The sequence below is a fragment of the Streptomyces sp. NPDC101776 genome, assembly GCF_044766845.1.
GTDB lineage: Bacteria > Actinomycetota > Actinomycetes > Streptomycetales > Streptomycetaceae > Streptomyces.
The window spans coordinates 302,751-318,456 of the sequence record NZ_JBIWMV010000002.1 but is presented as its reverse complement, the minus strand read 5'-3'; the positions used below and the strand labels follow the sequence as shown (position 1 = coordinate 318,456).

Genomic DNA, 15,706 nt, shown 5'->3' with positions numbered 1-15,706 from the left:
TCAGCCCCCCGTCCGGATCCAGTACCGCAGCTTCCCGTCCCGCTCGTCCTCGAACTCCCCGCCACCGGCCTCGATCACCTTGCGGGAACCGATGTTGGTCGAGTCACAGGTCACGAGGACCCGGTCCAGGTCGAGCGCCTGAGCGTACGGCAGGACGTCACGGAGCATCGCGGTCGCGTGGCCCCGGCGACGATGGGCCGGCCGGACGCCGTACCCGATGTGGCCGCCGTAGTCGAGGAGGTACGGGGTGAGCCGGTGCCGTATCTGGATCCGGCCGAGGTAGGTGTCGCCGTCGACGTACCAGTACCAGGTGTTCGGCACGAAGCCCTCGGGCCGGTGACCCGCCTCCGACTCCTCCTCGCGCACCGCCTCGACGTACCGCGCGAACCCGGCCGGCTGCCGCCAGGTGCCGCCGTGCTCCCGCAGTTCACGCGCGAGGGTGCCGCCGAAGAAGTCGTCCTCGACGATGTGCTCGTGCACCGCGTCCAGAAAGGAGACCCGGAACCGGGCGTCGGGCGTGATCAGTTCAGGCATCGGTCAAGGGTAGGGGTCGGCACGGCCGACACGGCCGACACGGGCATGGAGAAGCCGGGGCGAGGACACGAAGCCGCGGCGGGCGTAGGCGGGGATCACGTACACGCACTACAGATCACCCCACGTTCACCGCCGCCCAGTTGACGATCTGCCGTACGAACTACTCGCGAGCGGTGATGAGTTGGTGGTGACGGGTTGGTGGTGACGGGTTGGTGGTGACGAGTTGGTGTCCGCTCTCGAGAATCCAGCGCCACCGAAGCCCCGTGATGTCGTCCACCCGTGCATTGTGCGGCAGTTCAGCGCTCGTCGGCAGGGGGCGCCAGGAGCGCGTCGACGATCTCCCGCAGAGGCGCGGCCAGTTGGGCGGCGGTCGCGTCGCGCAGGGGGCGCAGACCCACGGCGGACCGTACGACCGCGACGCCGACGCCGAGCGCGACGAGGAGTTCCGCGCGCAGCAGCCGTTCGTCGTCCTCCCCCGCCGGGCCCTCGCCGGACGCTTCGAGGATCTGGCGGCTGTACTCGTCCAGCGCCTTTCGGCGCAGGGCGTCCACGCGTTCGTCGCCGGAACCGCGCAGCAGCATCAGTACGGGATGTTCGCCGAACTCCGGCCAGGCACCGGCGGACAGTTGGTGACTGAGCGCCTCGGCGAGACCGGCCCGGTCCGAGGGGAACTCCTCGTCCCGGCCCAGGAAGCGGGGAGTCGAGGCCAGGGCCGCCTTGAACAGCCCTTCCTTCGAGTCGAAGTACCGCTTGATGAGAGCCAAGTTGACCCCGACGTCGGCGGCGACGTCCCGCAAGGTCGTGCGGTCGTACCCGAGTCGGGTGAACCGGCTGCTGGCGGCTTCGAGCAGCGCCTGCCGGGTCGCCGCGGCATCACGCCGACGGGGCGCGTCGACTTCACCCGTCTCATCCGTCTCATCCGTCTCACTCGTCACCACCGGCGACCTCCCATAACCAAGCCCAGCCCAAGTTCAAGCTCAAGTCCAAGTAATCACTCGTTGACATGACTACAGGGCATGGTTACGTTAAGCAAGTAATCACCTGATGACTTAGCCCGCCCTTCTCCCTCCCCCTCCCCCGTACGAAAGGACAGCGGTGTCCCACCAGGCCCTCCTCGTCATGGACGTCCAGCGCGTGATCGTGGACCGTTACCCCGACCCGGCCTATCTGCCGCGCCTGCGCAAGGCGATCGACACGGCCCGTGCGAACGACGTCCGCGTGATCTACGTGACCGTCGGATTCCGCCCCGGCGCCCCGGAGATCAGCCCCCGCAACAAGCTGTTCGGCAGGCTCGCGGGTGTCACCCTGCCGGCCGCCGCAGCCCAGGCCAACGAGATCCACCCGGACGTGGCCCCCGGACCCGACGACATCCAGGTCACCAAGCGCCGCGTCAGCGCGTTCGCCGGCAGCGACCTCGACATGGTCCTGCGGGCGAACGGGATCGACCACCTGGTCCTGACGGGCATCGCCACCAGCGGCGTCGTCCTGTCCACCCTGCGCCAGGCCGCCGACCTGGACTTCACCCTCACCGTCCTGTCCGACGGCTGCCTCGACAACGACCCGGAGGTGCACCGCGTCCTCACCGACAAGGTGTTCCCGATGCAGGCCGAGGTGACGACGGTGGCGAACTGGACGCCCTGAACCGGGAGTTCAGCCCTGCGCCGTCGGCCTGATGACGATCTCATTGACGTCGACGTCCGCGGGCTGACCGACGGCGTAGACGATCGCCTCCCCGATCGCCGTCGCCGGGATCGCGATGTCCATCATGTTCTCGGAGACCGCGCGCATGCCCAAGTCGCTGATGCCGTCGGTCAGTTCACTCCGGGTGAAGCCGGGACTGACCACGGTGACGCGCAGGTCGCGGCTCTCCTGCCGCAGTCCCTCGGAGATGGCGCGGACCGCGAACTTGGTGGCGCAGTAGACGGCCGCGGTGGGATCGACACGGTGCCCGGCGACGGAGGCGACGTTCACGATGTGTCCCGCGCCCTGCTCGCGCATGACGGGCAGCACCGCGGCGATGCCGTGCAGCACCCCGCGGATGTTGACGTCGATCATGCGATTCCACTCGTCGACCGTCAGCGCCTCCAGCATCGCCAGCGGCATCACGCCCGCGTTGTTGACGAGCACGTCGACCCGTCCGTACGACTCCTGCGCGGCCCGGACGAACGCCCGCACGCTCTCCAGGCTGGTCACGTCCAGCTCGCGGTGGTCGGCGGTCCCCCCGTCGGCCTGAATGTCCTTGGCCACGGCGGCGATCCGGTCGGCGCGCCGGGCGCCGAGCAGCACCCGGTGCCCCGCCGCGGCCAGCAACCGGGCCGTGGCCTCGCCGATACCGCTGCTCGCGCCGGTGACCAGGACGACCTTGCCGGTACGGGAGGTGGAGTGGACGGTGGTGGCAGTCATGAGGAGCCTTCCGGGAACGCCGATCCGCGCGGCGGTGATCCACCGCACGGATCGAGCATCGACGGGATCGGCCCGATGAGGCAGGACGGGACTTCCTGGGTGCGCCACTCCTAGGAAGCGGGAAGGTCGGCAGGGGGGGGCGCCGTAGGCTTTTGGAATGGACGGCACGCACGGTACGGACGGCACGCACGGCTACCCGCTCGGTGATTTCCTGCGGGCGCGGCGTTCCCGGCTGACGCCCGCCGAGGTGGGTTTTCCCCGTTCCGGGGCGCGCCGGGTGGCCGGGCTGCGGCGGGAGGAGGTCGCCGTGCTGGCCGGGGTCAGCGCCGACTACTACGCGCGGCTGGAACAAGGCCGCGAACGCAGCCCCTCCGGCCAGGTGGTCGACGCCATCGCCCGCGCCCTGCGCCTCGACACGGACGCCCGCTGGCACGCGTACCGGCTGGCCGGCCTGGTCCCGAGGCCCGTCCCCGCCGAACCGTCCGACGAGGTGGACCCGGCGCTGCTCCAGTTGATGCACGCGTTCCCGACGGCGGCGGCGTACGTCATCAACCGGCGCCTGGAGGTCCTCGCGTCGAACCCACTGGCCGCCGCGCTCCTCGCTCCCCTGGGCGACCGTAAGCACATGGTCCGCACGCTCTTCCTGGACCCCGCCGCCAAGAACCTCTTCGCCGACTGGCACCACGTAGCCCGCTGCTCGGCCGGGGCACTGCGCCTGGCGACGGGCCACGACCGGGACGACCGCGAACTCGCCTCCCTGATCGCCGAACTCCTCGACAACAGCGAGGAGTTCGTCACCCTCTGGCAACACCACAGCGTCAGCCGCCCCGGCCGCCAGTCCAAGACCTTCAACCACCCGGCCGTGGGCCGCATCACGCTCACGTACCAGACCTTCGACGTCCAGAGCGCCCCCGGCCAGTGCCTCCTGGTCGGCACGGCGGAGCCGGACACGGAGGACGCGGCGTCACTGGCCCGACTGGGTTCCCTGCACACGACAAAGCCCTGAGCAGACCCAGGCCGGGGTCCGATGAGCACTGCTCAGGACGCCGATCTCAGTGCGCGTGCCCACTCCCCGCAGGCTGCTTGACTGTCAACGGCAGCAACTTCTTGCCCGTAGGCCCGATCTGGATGGACGTGTCCATCTGCGGACACACCCCGCAGTCGAAGCACGGCGTCCACCGGCAGTCCTCGACCTCTGTCTCGTCGAGGGCGTCCTGCCAGTCCTCCCAGAGCCAGTCCTTGTCGAGGCCCGAGTCGAGGTGGTCCCAGGGCAGGACCTCCTCGTACGTCTTCTCGCGGGTCGTGTACCAGTCGACGTCGACGCCGAACGCGGGCAGGGTCTTCTCCGCGCAGCGCATCCAGCGGTCGTAGGAGAAGTGCTCGCGCCAGCCGTCGAAGCGGCCGCCGTCCTCGTAGACCGCGCGGATGACCGCGCCGATACGGCGGTCGCCTCGGGAGAGCAGGCCCTCTACGATGCCCGGCTTGCCGTCGTGGTAGCGGAAGCCGATCGAGCGGCCGTACTTCTTGTCGGCGCGGATCTTGTCGCGGAGCTTCGTGAGGCGGGCGTCCGTCTCCGTCGCCGAGAGCTGCGGGGCCCACTGGAAGGGGGTGTGGGGCTTGGGGACGAAGCCGCCGATCGAGACCGTGCAGCGGATGTCGTTCTGGCCGGAGACCTTGCGGCCCTCGGCGATCACCTTCATGGCCATGTCGGCGATCTGGAGGACGTCCTCGTCGGTCTCCGTCGGCAGGCCGCACATGAAGTACAGCTTCACCTGGCGCCAGCCGTTGCCGTACGCCGTGGAGACCGTGCGGATGAGGTCTTCCTCCGACACCATCTTGTTGATGACCTTGCGGAGGCGTTCCGAGCCGCCCTCGGGGGCGAAGGTGAGGCCGGAGCGGCGGCCGTTGCGGGTCAGTTCGTTCGCCAGGTCCACGTTGAACGCGTCCACGCGGGTCGACGGGAGGGACAGGCCGACCTTGTCCTCCGTGTACCGGTCCGCCAGGCCCTTCGCGATCTCGCCGATCTCCGAGTGGTCCGCGGAGGACAGGGAGAGGAGGCCCACCTCCTCGAAGCCCGTCGCCTTCAGGCCCTTCTCGACCATCTCGCCGATGCCCGTGATCGACCGCTCCCGCACCGGGCGCGTGATCATGCCCGCCTGGCAGAAACGGCAGCCGCGTGTGCAGCCGCGGAAGATCTCGACCGACATGCGCTCATGGACCGTCTCGGCCAGCGGCACCAACGGCTGCTTCGGGTACGGCCATTCGTCGAGGTCCATCACCGTGTGCTTCGAGACACGCCACGGGACGCCCGACTTGTTGGGGACCACGCGCGCGATGCGGGCGTCCGGCAGGTACTCGACGTCGTAGAAGGCCGGGACGTAGACCGAACCCGTCTTGGCGAGGCGGAAGAGCACCTCCTCGCGACCGCCGGGGCGGCCCTCCGCCTTCCAGTTGCGGATGATCTTCGTCATGTCGAGGACGGCCTGTTCGCCGTCGCCGATGATCGCCGCGTCGATGAACTCCGCGATCGGCTCGGGGTTGAAGGCCGCGTGGCCGCCCGCCAGCACGATCGGGTCGTCCAGCGTCCGGTTCTTCGACTCCAGCGGGATGCCCGCCAGGTCCAGGGCCGTCAGCATGTTCGTGTAGCCGAGTTCGGTGGAGAAGGAGAGACCGAACACGTCGAAGGCGCCCACCGGGCGGTGGCTGTCGACCGTGAACTGCGGGACGCGGTGCTCCCGCATCAGCGCCTCCAGGTCCGGCCACACGCTGTACGTGCGCTCGGCGAGGACGCCCTCCTGCTCGTTCAGCACCTCGTAGAGGATCATGACGCCCTGGTTGGGCAGGCCGACCTCGTACGCGTCCGGGTACATCAGCGCCCAGCGGACATCGCACGACTCCCACGGCTTGACCGTGGAGTTGAGCTCACCGCCCACGTACTGGATCGGCTTCTGCACATGCGGGAGCAGGGCTTCGAGCTGCGGAAAAACGGACTCTGCGGCCGCAGCGACTTCGGCAGGCATCTCGCGAACCTTCGTGAGCGGGACTGAACGGACGGGTGACCATCCAGACTAACGCGATCCCGGACCTCACCCGTAACCCGTACGCCCCGGACCTCCGTGCCTGAGCCCCGGCCGTCACCCCCGGGACGGACCCCCCGCCGTCACCCCTGCACGGCCCCCTCGGCCACGATCTCCGCCCACGCCCCCGGCAATGCCCTCTCCACCCCGGCCGCCCGCTGCTCCTCCCGCCCGTACAGCACCCCGTACGTGAACGAGCTCTCCCCCGCCGCGTGCGCCACCGCGGACAGCTCCCGCAGGGTCACCCGGACCATCACGCTGTCCTGGTGCTCGCCGAGCAGGCTGGTCAGCGACTTCATGGACTTGGCCAGCGCGCGGGCCGGGCCGCCGAGCGCGGGCGTCGCCGCCTCCGCCGCGTACCGGGTCCGCTTGGCCTTCTTGCGCGCCTCGTGCAGCGCGAGGTCCCGGTCCGCGCCGGGCGGCGCCCCGATCGCCTCCTCGACGAGCGCGGACACCTTCCCGAAGTCCTTGCGTACGGCCTTGGCGATCACCTTCTCCGGCGTGCCGGCCGCGTCCTTCAGGAGGGGCGGCTCGGCGACCAGCGCGTCCAGGGTGTCGAGCAGCGCGAGATGGCGACCGGAATCCAGGACGCCGATCAGCCTGCTCCGCGATCCGCCGCGCCGGGCGCCCGCCCAGGTGTCGAGCCGGGTGCGGATCGGGCCGGAGACCAGGGTGCCGGGTAGTTCGGCGAGGACCGTCGTGAGGCGCTCGGTCAGCACCTCGCGGTCGCGGTCCACGCCCAACTCGCTTGCCAGCCACTTCAGTTCCTCGCCGATCGGGTCGGTGACCGTGCGGTCGAGCACCTTGCCGTACGACCGGAACGTGCTGCGCAAGCGGCGGGTGGCGACCCGCATACGGTGCACGGAGTCGTACGCGTCCTGCCGTACGGCCGGGTCGAGTTCGAGGATCGCGTCGCGCTGGGCACGGACATAGGCGAGGACGTGATCACCGGCGGACTGCGGCTCCTGCGGCGGCGACACGGGCGCCCTGCGCTTCTTCGACTTCTTCGGTGCCGTCTCCGCCAGCGCCCGCGCCAGCTTCGACGCGGACGACGACGGCCGTACGCCCGCCTTGCGCAGCCGTTTCTCCACCTTGTCGAGGAAGACCGGGTCGCCGCCGTCGGCGAGTTCGACCTCGATCTCGGTCCACTGGGCGGTGCCGCCGCCGTCGGTCAGGCGCTCCGCGCGCACGGCGTCCACGCTGACCTCGGCGAGCAGCGCGCCGTCCGCGTCCACGAGGTGCCGGATGTCGCGGTCGGAGCGCAGGCGGACGACGGGGAGCAGTTCGGCCTCGCGCACCCGGGCGCGGACCAGGCCGGCCAGGGTGTGCGGCACGGTGTCGGAGAGCGGTTCCCGGATCTCGTCGCGGACCCCGGGCGCGACCGGCACCTTCAGGTGCCAGCCCGCGTCGGAACCGCCGGTGCGGCGGCGCAGGGTGAGTGAGGCGGCGGCGAGGCGCTCGTCGGCCGTGTCGTAGTACACGGCGTCCAGGTGCGCGACGCCCTTGTCGATGACGGCCTCGACACCGGCGACGCCGGTCAGGTCGGGCAGACCGCTCTCGTCGGACTCGTACTTACGCTCGATCTCGCGCTGGGTGTCCGCCATGAACCGAATCTAGTTGCTGACGAGCCGGGATGGCAGGGGGCGTCCCAAATGAACCCGCGGGAAACCCGGGTGAATGCGCAGGTGGCGACCACGCGAACGTGGCGCCTATGCGGACATCGGCCGCTGCACGCGGATCGACTGCAACAGCCCCACCGCCACCCACACCGCGAACATCGATGTGCCGCCGTACGACACAAAGGGCAGTGGCAGACCGGTGACCGGCATGATGCCGAGGGTCATGCCGACGTTCTCGAAGGCCTGGAAGGCGAACCAGGCGACGATCCCGGCGGCGACGATCGTGCCGTAGAGCTCGGTCGAGTCGCGGGCGATGCGGCAGGCGCGCCACAGGACCACGCCCAGGAGGACGAGGATCAGGCCCGCGCCGACGAAGCCCAACTCCTCGCCCGCGACCGTGAAGACGAAGTCCGTCTGTTGTTCGGGGACGAACTGGCCGGTCGTCTGGGAGCCGTGGAACAGGCCCTCGCCGGTGAGGCCGCCGGAGCCGATCGCGATGCGGGCCTGGTTGGTGTTGTAGCCGACGCCGGCCGGGTCGAGGCTCGGGTTGGCGAAGGCGGCGAAGCGGGCGATCTGGTACTCGTCCAGGATGTGCAGCTGCCACACGGCGACCGCGCCCAGGGCGCCCGCGCCGAGCAGGCCGAAGATCCAGCGATTGGGAGCACCGGAGGCCAGCAGCACGCCGAGCACGATGATGACCATGACCATGACCGAGCCGAGGTCGGGCATCAGCATGACGATCATCATCGGGACGGAGGCCAGGCCCAGGGCCTGGAGGACCGTGCGGTGGTCGGGGTAGGGCTTGTCGCCCGCGTCGACCCGGGCGGCGAGCACCATCGCCATGCCCAGGATGATCGTGATCTTCACGAACTCCGAGGGCTGGAGCGAGAAGCCGCCGCCGAGCACGATCCAGGAGTGCGCGCCGTTGACCGTGGAGCCGAGCGGGGTGAGCACCAGCAGGATGCCGAGCACCGAGGCGCCGTACAGGAAGGGGACGATGACGCGCAGGGTGCGGTGGCCGACCCAGACGACGGCGATCATCAGGCCGATGCCGATGCCGGTGTTCATCAGGTGCCGGAGCAGGAAGTAGTACTGGTCGCCCTGGTTGATCTCGGTGCGGTTGCGGGTCGCCGAGAAGACCAGCAGCGAGCCGATCAGGGACAGGCCGATCGCGGAGAGCAGTATCGGCCAGTCCAGTCGGCGGGCCAGCGAGTCACGGGAGAAGACCCGGGTCCAGCCGGCCCGGTCGGGACCGTATCCGGAGACGGAGAAGCTGTTGCCGGTCATGTGAGCATCCTCCGGTTTCCCCTTCTGCGCGGGCGCCTTCGGGTGTTGCTGTTGGTGGTGGACGGTGAGGGCGCGACGGCCGGCTGCTGGGTGTCGTCCGCGGCCGTGACCCCGCCCTGGGTCGCCTGCTCCTGCTGCTTCTCCAGCTCCTTGGCCGGGTCTGCGGTGATCTTCGGGGAGGCGATCGTGCCGTCGGCGCGGACCTTCGGAAGGCTCGTCTGCGGCGTGGGCAGCATCGCCTTCTTCTTGTCGATGGAGCCGTCGGCCTGGACGCCGTACATCGCGTTGTAGATGTTGCGCACGGCCTCACCGGAGGCGCCCGAACCCGTACCGGCCTGGGCGATCGTCATGACGACCGTGTAGTCCTTGGTGTACGTCGCGAACCACGAGGTGGTCTGCTTGCCGTAGACCTCGGCGGTACCCGTCTTGGCGTGCAGCTCGATCTTGTCCTGCGGCCAGCCCTGGAACTTCCAGGCGGCGGTACCGCTGGTGACCACGCCCGCGAGGGCCTTGTCGATGCCCTTGTGCGTGGCCGCGCTGATCGGCAGCTTGGCCTTGACCTTCGGCTTGATCTCCGTGACGGTCTTGCCGTCGGCGCTGACGATCGCCTTGCCGATGGTCGGGACGTACTCGGTGCCGCCGTTGGCGAGGGCACCGTAGATCATGGCCTCCTGGATCGGCGTGACGAGGGTGTCGCCCTGGCCGATGGAGTAGTTGATCGAGTCGCCCTCGCGCATCTTGTTGCCTTCGAGGCAGTTCTCGTACGCGATCTGCTGGACGTACGTGCCGCCCTTCTTGCCGGTCTTGCACCAGTAGGCCTTGTTGGCCTGCCAGGTCTCCTGCTTCCACTTGCGGTCCGGGATGCGGCCGGTGACCTCGTTCGGGAGGTCGACGCCGGTGGTCTTGCCGAGACCGAACTGGTGGGCCGCCTTGTAGAAGTAGTCCTTGGGCTCACCCTTCTTCGGGTTGATGCCGCCGTCCTTCTTCCACTGGGCGTCCGCGAGGCCGTAGAAGACGGTGTCGCAGGAGACCTCGAGCGCGCGGCCCAGCGAGATGGGGCCGAAGTTCTCGCCCTCGAAGTTCTTGAAGACCTGGCCGCCCACCGAGTACGAACTCGTGCAGGGGTAGCCGCCGTCCCACTCGTAGCCGGCCTCGACCGCGGCGGCCGTGGAGACCACCTTGAACGTCGAACCGGGCGCCGACTGACCCTGTATGGCCCGGTTCAGCAGCGGGTAGTCGGAGTTCTTGCCGGTGAGCTGCTTGTAGTCCTTGGCGGAGATGCCGCCGACCCAGACGTTCGGGTCGTACGTCGGCGCGGACGCCATCGCGACGATCCGGCCGGTCTTGGCCTCCATCACGACGACGGCACCGGAGTCGGCCTTGTAGTTCTCGCCGGTGATCTTGTCGAACTGCTGGCGGGCCGTCTTCATCGCCTTGTCGAGCTGGTACTCGGCGACGCGCTGCACACGGGCGTCGATGCTCGTGACGAGGTTCGAACCGGGCTCCGGGGCATCGGACTTGGCCTTGCCGATCACGCGCCCGAGGTTGTCGACCTCGTAGCGGGTGACGCCGGCCTTGCCGCGCAACTCCTTGTCGTACTCGCGCTCAAGACCCGAGCGGCCGACCTGGTCGGAGCGCAGATACGGCGAGTCGGAGTCCTTGGCCTGGGTGATCTCGTCGTCGGTGACCGGGGAGAGATAGCCGAGGACCTGCGCCGCGTTGGCGTCGCCGGGGGCCGCGTAGCGCCGTACGGCCTCGGGCTCGGCGGTGATGCCGGGGAAGTCCTCGGCGCGCTCGCGGATCTGGAGGGCCTGCTTGGCGGTGGCCTCGTCGGTGATCGGGATGGGCTGGTAGGGGGAGCCGTTCCAGCAGGGCTGCGGGGTCTTCGCGTCGCACAGCCGGACCTTCAGGATGACGTCCTCGGGCTTCAGGCCCAGCACACCGGCCAGCTTGGTGAGGACGGCCTTGCCGTCGTCGGCCTGCTTCAGCAGGTCGGTGCGGGAGGCGGAGACCACCAGCCGGGTCTCGTTGTCGGCGAGGGGCACACCGCGCGCGTCCAGTATCGAACCGCGCACCGCGGGCTCGACGACCTGCTGCACATGGTTGCCGGACGCTTCCTTCTGGTACGCGGCGCCCTCACGGATCTGGAGGTACCAGAGGCGCCCGCCGAGGGTGCCGAGGAGGGAGAGGACCAGAATCTGGATGACGACGAGCCTGATCTGGACCCGTGGAGTCCGTCCGGTCTCCGGGATGTTGGTCATTGGTGCTGCCTCCCCCTCTCAGTGCGGGTACGTGCGTGTATGAGTCATATACGACGGACCTGTGTGCCGGTACGCCAACTCCCCTGCCCTCAAAGCCGCTTGACCCCCTTGATACGGCCGGCCCGGGCCACCCGCGCGCGAGCCGTCCTCATCCGCAGGCCGCCACGCTGGCCGCCGATCTTGAGGCCGGTGCCCGAGGAGAGCCAACCCGAGGAGATGTCGGCCGACTTGGCGGCGTTGGTCTCCGCGAGCGGGTCGTTCTCCGCGCGCCGGGCCAGCGCCATCACACCGGGGACGACGAACGGGGCGAGCAACAGGTCGTACAGCGCGGCCGTGAACAGCAGGCTGCCGAGGCCCACATGGCGGGCGGCGGTGTCGCCGACGAGGGCGCCGACACCGGCGTAGAGCACGGTGGCGCCGATCGCGGCGGCGACCACGACGGCCATCGGGCCGGTGGCCGACTTGAGCCGGCCGTTCTCCGGTTTCGCCAGGCCCGCGAGGTAGCCGATCACGCACAGGACGAGGGCGTACCGGCCGGCCGCGTGGTCGGCGGGCGGGGCCAGGTCGGCGAGGAGACCCGCGCCGAAGCCGATGAGGGAGCCCGCGACATGGCCGTAGACCATGGCCAGGCCGAGGACCGTGAGGAGGAGCAGGTCGGGGACGGCGCCCGGGAGATGGAGGCGGGCGAGGACGCTCACCTGGATCACGAGGGCGACGACGACCAGCGGGACGGAGAGCAGGATCCGGTTGACACGCATGGGGAAGGGCTCCTAGCTCCTACTGCTGTTGCTGGCCGTCGACCGGCGCGTTCGCGGACGGGGTGACCGTGACGGTCACCGTCGGGATCGGGGTCGGCCTGGGCTTCGCCGGCAGGACCGTGTCGCGCGGGTCCTTCTTCGGGGCCTCGACGACCACGCCGACGATGTCGAGTTTGGTGAAGTTGACGTACGGCGTGACGTACAGCGTGCGGGTCAGGCCGCCGCCGGAGGGGTCGACGCGGGAGACGACACCGACCGGGACACCGGGCACGAACGGCTTGTCGGCCTCCGAGCCGAAGGTGACCAGACGGTCGCCCTTTTGCACCTCCGCCTTGCCGTTGAGGAGTTCGACGCGCAGCGGGCCGTCGCCCTCACCGGAGGCGAAGCCGAGTTCGTCGCTGCCCTCCATGCGGGTGCCGACCGTGAAGTCGGGGTCGTTGGCGAGGAGGACGGTCGCGGAGTCGGGGCCGACGGTGGTGACACGGCCGACCAGTCCGTTGCCGTTCAGGACGGTCATGTCGCGCTTGATGCCGTCGCCCGCGCCGACGTCGATGGTGATCGTCCAGGAGAAGCTCTGGGCGGCTCCTATGGCGATGACCTGGGCGCCCTTGATGCCGTACTGGCCCTCACCGGCCACCTTCAGCAACTTGTCGAGCTGGGTCAGGCGGCTGCGGTTGCGGTCGTCGCTGCCGAGCTTCGCCTTGAGGGCCGCGTTCTCCTTCTCCAGGACGGCGAGCCGGTCGTGCCGCTCACCGGAGTCGCGGACCGCGGAGACCGCGTCACCGACCGGGTTGACGGCGGACGACACACCGTTCTCGATCGGGCCGAACACGGTGGCCGCGGCCCGGCGGGCACCGTCGACCGGCGAGTCCTGCCCTCCCCGGATGTCCACCGTGATCAACGCGAACGCTACGGCGATCAGCAGCACCAGGAGCAGCCGGCTCTCTCGTGTGTCCCTCACGTGCGGCGGCCGTGCCTTCCTCATAGAGATGTACGGAGGTTCAGATATGCAGGTGTTGTACGTGCGGATGAATGATGAATGCAGACGGAAACGAAGGCGTATGTCGGAGCCTATGCCTCCGTATCAACGATCCGCCGCACGAGAGGGGATCATCCCGTACGGCGGAATCGAAGCGTTACGTCATCTGCGCGGCTGGGCGTCCAGCACCTGCTGGAGCGCCTCGAATTCCTCGACGCACTTGCCCGAGCCGAGCGCCACGCTGTCGAGCGGGTCCTCGGCGATGTGGATCGGCATTCCGGTCTCCCGGCGCAGCCGCTCGTCGAGACCCTTCAGCAGGGCTCCACCGCCGGTCAGAACGATTCCGCGGTCCATGATGTCGCCGGACAGCTCCGGCGGGCACTTGTCGAGGGTCGTCTTCACCGCGTCGACGATCGCGTTGACGGGCTCTTCGATCGCCTTGCGGACTTCGCCGGCGGAGATGACGACGGTCTTGGGCAGGCCGGAGACCAGGTCCCGGCCGCGGATTTCGGTGTGCTGGTCGTCGTCGAGGTCGTACGCGGAACCAATCGTGATCTTGATCTGCTCAGCCGTCCGCTCACCCAGAAGGAGCGAGTACTCCTTCTTGATGTGCTGGATGATCGCGTTGTCCAACTCGTCGCCCGCGACGCGGATGGACTGGGCGGTGACGATGCCACCGAGCGAGATGACCGCGACCTCCGTGGTGCCGCCGCCGATGTCCACCACCATGTTGCCCGTGGCCTCGTGGACCGGCAGGCCGGAACCGATGGCCGCGGCCATGGGCTCCTCGATGATGTGCACCTGGCGCGCCCCGGCCTGGGACGACGCCTCGATGACGGCACGGCGCTCGACGCCCGTGATGCCCGAGGGCACACAGACGACGACACGGGGACGGGCCAGATAGCGCCGCTTGTGGATCTTCAGGATGAAGTAGCGGAGCATGCGCTCGGTGATCTCGAAGTCGGCGATGACACCGTCCTTCAGCGGACGTACGGCGACGATGTTGCCGGGTGTCCGCCCGATCATCTTCTTGGCTTCCGAGCCGACCGCGAGAATGCCACCGGTGTTGGTGTTGATCGCGACGACGGACGGCTCGTTGAGTACGATCCCGCGACCCCTGACGTACACCAGCGTGTTGGCGGTCCCGAGGTCGACAGCCATGTCACGGCCGATGAACGACATTGAGTTCCCCATCAGGATTCGTCTGGCCTTCCTGGGAGCTTTTGAGGGCTTTTCAGGTCGGCGAAGTGGGTGCAGTGACGTGAAGGCTTCCATCGTAGACGCGCCTGCACGAACACTGCGCGAGGGTCTTCGCCATTGTCAGCATGTGAGGCGTCGCCTCGCTTGTGGAGACGGCCCAACGGGGGCACTCGTTCCCCCGATCGGCACGCATATGCCAAGAGACGGCCGGAAAATCGCGGCCGTCCCTGGTCAGGGTCGGTCAGGCATGTGGGTTACTGGTGACTCCTCCACCCCGTGACCGGGGCGGCTTCTCGCTGTGCCGGGTTGGCGTTGCGACGGACCAGCCCGGCCCGTAGAACGTTGAGTGCTCCGACCTCGTCGGCGTGCGCGGTGTGGCCGCAGCTGACGCAGTGGAACTTTTCCTGTGTGGGCCGGTTCTCCTTCACGGTGTGCCCGCATTCGGGACACTCGCGGGAGGTGTTGCGGGGGTCCACAGCGATCACATCCCGTCCGGCGCTTTCAGCCTTGGCGTGCAGGATCGTCAGGAACACCCCCCATCCGGCATCAGCTATCGAACGATTGAGCCCGGTCTTGGCGGTGGCCCCGTTGGGCAGGAACGCACCCGGCTTGTCGGGGTCGGGGCTGGGTGCGGGGGTCCTGCTCATGTTGCGGATCCTGAGGTCTTCGTGCGCGATGAAGTCGTAAGCGCGGACCAGGCCGAGCGCGGTCTTGTGTGCATGATCCAGGCGTTGGCGTCGCACCCTGCCGTGAAGCTGGGCAACCTTCTCCACGGCCCGCTGGTGGTTGCGGGTACGGTCCTTGGCCCTGCGGTGCGGGAACCGGCTCAGCGCCTGCTGCGCCGCTTCGAGCTTCGCGGCGGCCTCGCGGGCGTAGCGCGGGTTGGCGGCGTGCTCACCGTCGGAGGTGGTGAGGAACGAGGTGATCCCGAGGTCGATGCCGACCACAGAGCCAGCCACAGGCAGCGGTTCGGGCTGCTCCTGCTCGGCGGTCAGCACGACGAACCACTTGCGGCCTTCACGCTTCACCGACACGGTCTTGACCTTGCCGACCACCGCGCGATGCTGGTTGATCTTGATGTGCCCCACGCTTTGCAGGCGAACGCGGGTGACGGGATCGTGCGGTGTGGAGTCCCACCGGCAGCCGTCCCCGTCCTTCGGGAAGTCCACCGTGTCGAACCGGTTCACCCCGCGAAAGCGCGGATATCCCGACGTGCCCCCGGCTTTCACCCGCCGGAAAAAGCCGGCGAACGCCTTGTCCAAACGGCGAAGCGTGGCCTGTTGCGAGGAGAACGACCAACGCCCTTGGCGCTCCGGGTCGAACGCCCGGATCTCCTTGAGCTGCGCAGATTGCTGCCCGTACTTCACGCTCGTCTTCGAGACATGCCGGTAGGCGTCACGGCGCTCCTGCAACGCCCCGTTGTAGAGGGAGCAGTGATCCCGCAGCATCTCGCCCAGAGCCTGCTCCTGGCGCACGGTGGGCCGCATGAGGAACTTGTACGCACGGATCATCCAACCCACCCCCTACGGTTTCCGTCATCAACCTACCGGCCGCCACTGACAACGAAGTGATCTCCAGCGCTCCGCAC

At 68.9% G+C, this 15,706-nt stretch carries 13 protein-coding genes; 2 read left to right on the top strand and 11 right to left on the bottom strand.

Annotated features, from left to right (window positions below; translation table 11 throughout):
- Together ACIRRY_RS07215 and ACIRRY_RS07210 are read right to left on the bottom strand one after the other, a co-directional pair.
- Complete coding sequence (locus tag ACIRRY_RS07215; protein WP_403968861.1) at nucleotides 1-534, bottom strand: GNAT family N-acetyltransferase; 534 nt, start codon at nucleotides 532-534, stop codon at nucleotides 1-3.
- 296 nt (nucleotides 535-830) lie between these two features.
- The gene (locus ACIRRY_RS07210; RefSeq protein ID WP_403968859.1) at nucleotides 831-1,469 is read right to left on the bottom strand and encodes a TetR/AcrR family transcriptional regulator; all 639 of its coding nucleotides are present in this window, start codon (nucleotides 1,467-1,469) and stop codon (nucleotides 831-833) included.
- A gap of 160 nt (nucleotides 1,470-1,629) precedes the next feature.
- On the opposite strand from ACIRRY_RS07210, the gene ACIRRY_RS07205 reads away from it, so the two are divergent.
- Nucleotides 1,630-2,175, top strand: coding sequence for a cysteine hydrolase family protein (locus ACIRRY_RS07205; RefSeq protein ID WP_403968857.1), 546 nt, complete (start codon nucleotides 1,630-1,632; stop codon nucleotides 2,173-2,175).
- Nucleotides 2,176-2,184: 9 nt separating this feature from the next.
- Here ACIRRY_RS07205 and ACIRRY_RS07200 read toward each other — a convergent pair whose 3' ends face one another.
- Complete coding sequence (locus ACIRRY_RS07200) at nucleotides 2,185-2,937, bottom strand: SDR family oxidoreductase (protein ID WP_403968855.1); 753 nt, start codon at nucleotides 2,935-2,937, stop codon at nucleotides 2,185-2,187.
- Between the two features lie 157 nt (nucleotides 2,938-3,094).
- On the opposite strand from ACIRRY_RS07200, the gene ACIRRY_RS07195 reads away from it, so the two are divergent.
- The gene (locus ACIRRY_RS07195) at nucleotides 3,095-3,943 is read left to right on the top strand and encodes a helix-turn-helix domain-containing protein (RefSeq protein ID WP_403968853.1); all 849 of its coding nucleotides are present in this window, start codon (nucleotides 3,095-3,097) and stop codon (nucleotides 3,941-3,943) included.
- A gap of 46 nt (nucleotides 3,944-3,989) precedes the next feature.
- On the opposite strand, the gene ACIRRY_RS07190 is transcribed toward ACIRRY_RS07195, so the two are convergent.
- The 8 genes from ACIRRY_RS07190 to ACIRRY_RS07155 all read right to left on the bottom strand — a co-directional run bounded on the left by ACIRRY_RS07190 (nucleotide 3,990) and on the right by ACIRRY_RS07155 (nucleotide 15,629).
- Nucleotides 3,990-5,957: a TIGR03960 family B12-binding radical SAM protein gene (locus ACIRRY_RS07190; protein ID WP_403968851.1), complete on the bottom strand. Its 1,968-nt coding sequence runs from the start codon at nucleotides 5,955-5,957 to the stop codon at nucleotides 3,990-3,992.
- A gap of 140 nt (nucleotides 5,958-6,097) precedes the next feature.
- Nucleotides 6,098-7,618: a CHAD domain-containing protein gene (locus ACIRRY_RS07185; RefSeq protein WP_403968849.1), complete on the bottom strand. Its 1,521-nt coding sequence runs from the start codon at nucleotides 7,616-7,618 to the stop codon at nucleotides 6,098-6,100.
- Nucleotides 7,619-7,723: 105 nt separating this feature from the next.
- Nucleotides 7,724-8,920: a rod shape-determining protein RodA gene (gene rodA / locus ACIRRY_RS07180; protein ID WP_403968847.1), complete on the bottom strand. Its 1,197-nt coding sequence runs from the start codon at nucleotides 8,918-8,920 to the stop codon at nucleotides 7,724-7,726.
- Nucleotides 8,917-11,181, bottom strand: a complete 2,265-nt coding sequence (gene mrdA, locus ACIRRY_RS07175; protein ID WP_403968845.1) for a penicillin-binding protein 2 — start codon at nucleotides 11,179-11,181, stop codon at nucleotides 8,917-8,919. The genes rodA and mrdA overlap by 4 nt, the downstream gene beginning before the upstream one ends.
- Before the next feature lie 89 nt (nucleotides 11,182-11,270).
- Nucleotides 11,271-11,939, bottom strand: coding sequence for a rod shape-determining protein MreD (gene mreD / locus ACIRRY_RS07170; protein ID WP_403968843.1), 669 nt, complete (start codon nucleotides 11,937-11,939; stop codon nucleotides 11,271-11,273).
- Nucleotides 11,940-11,958: 19 nt separating this feature from the next.
- On the bottom strand, nucleotides 11,959-12,900 hold the full coding sequence (mreC, locus tag ACIRRY_RS07165) for a rod shape-determining protein MreC (protein WP_403968841.1): 942 nt from the start codon (nucleotides 12,898-12,900) through the stop codon (nucleotides 11,959-11,961).
- 180 nt (nucleotides 12,901-13,080) lie between these two features.
- The gene (locus ACIRRY_RS07160) at nucleotides 13,081-14,100 is read right to left on the bottom strand and encodes a rod shape-determining protein (protein ID WP_019065566.1); all 1,020 of its coding nucleotides are present in this window, start codon (nucleotides 14,098-14,100) and stop codon (nucleotides 13,081-13,083) included.
- A 272-nt stretch (nucleotides 14,101-14,372) separates the two neighbouring features.
- Nucleotides 14,373-15,629, bottom strand: a complete 1,257-nt coding sequence (locus ACIRRY_RS07155; RefSeq protein WP_403968839.1) for an RNA-guided endonuclease InsQ/TnpB family protein — start codon at nucleotides 15,627-15,629, stop codon at nucleotides 14,373-14,375.
- Between the last annotated feature and the right edge of the window lie 77 nt (nucleotides 15,630-15,706).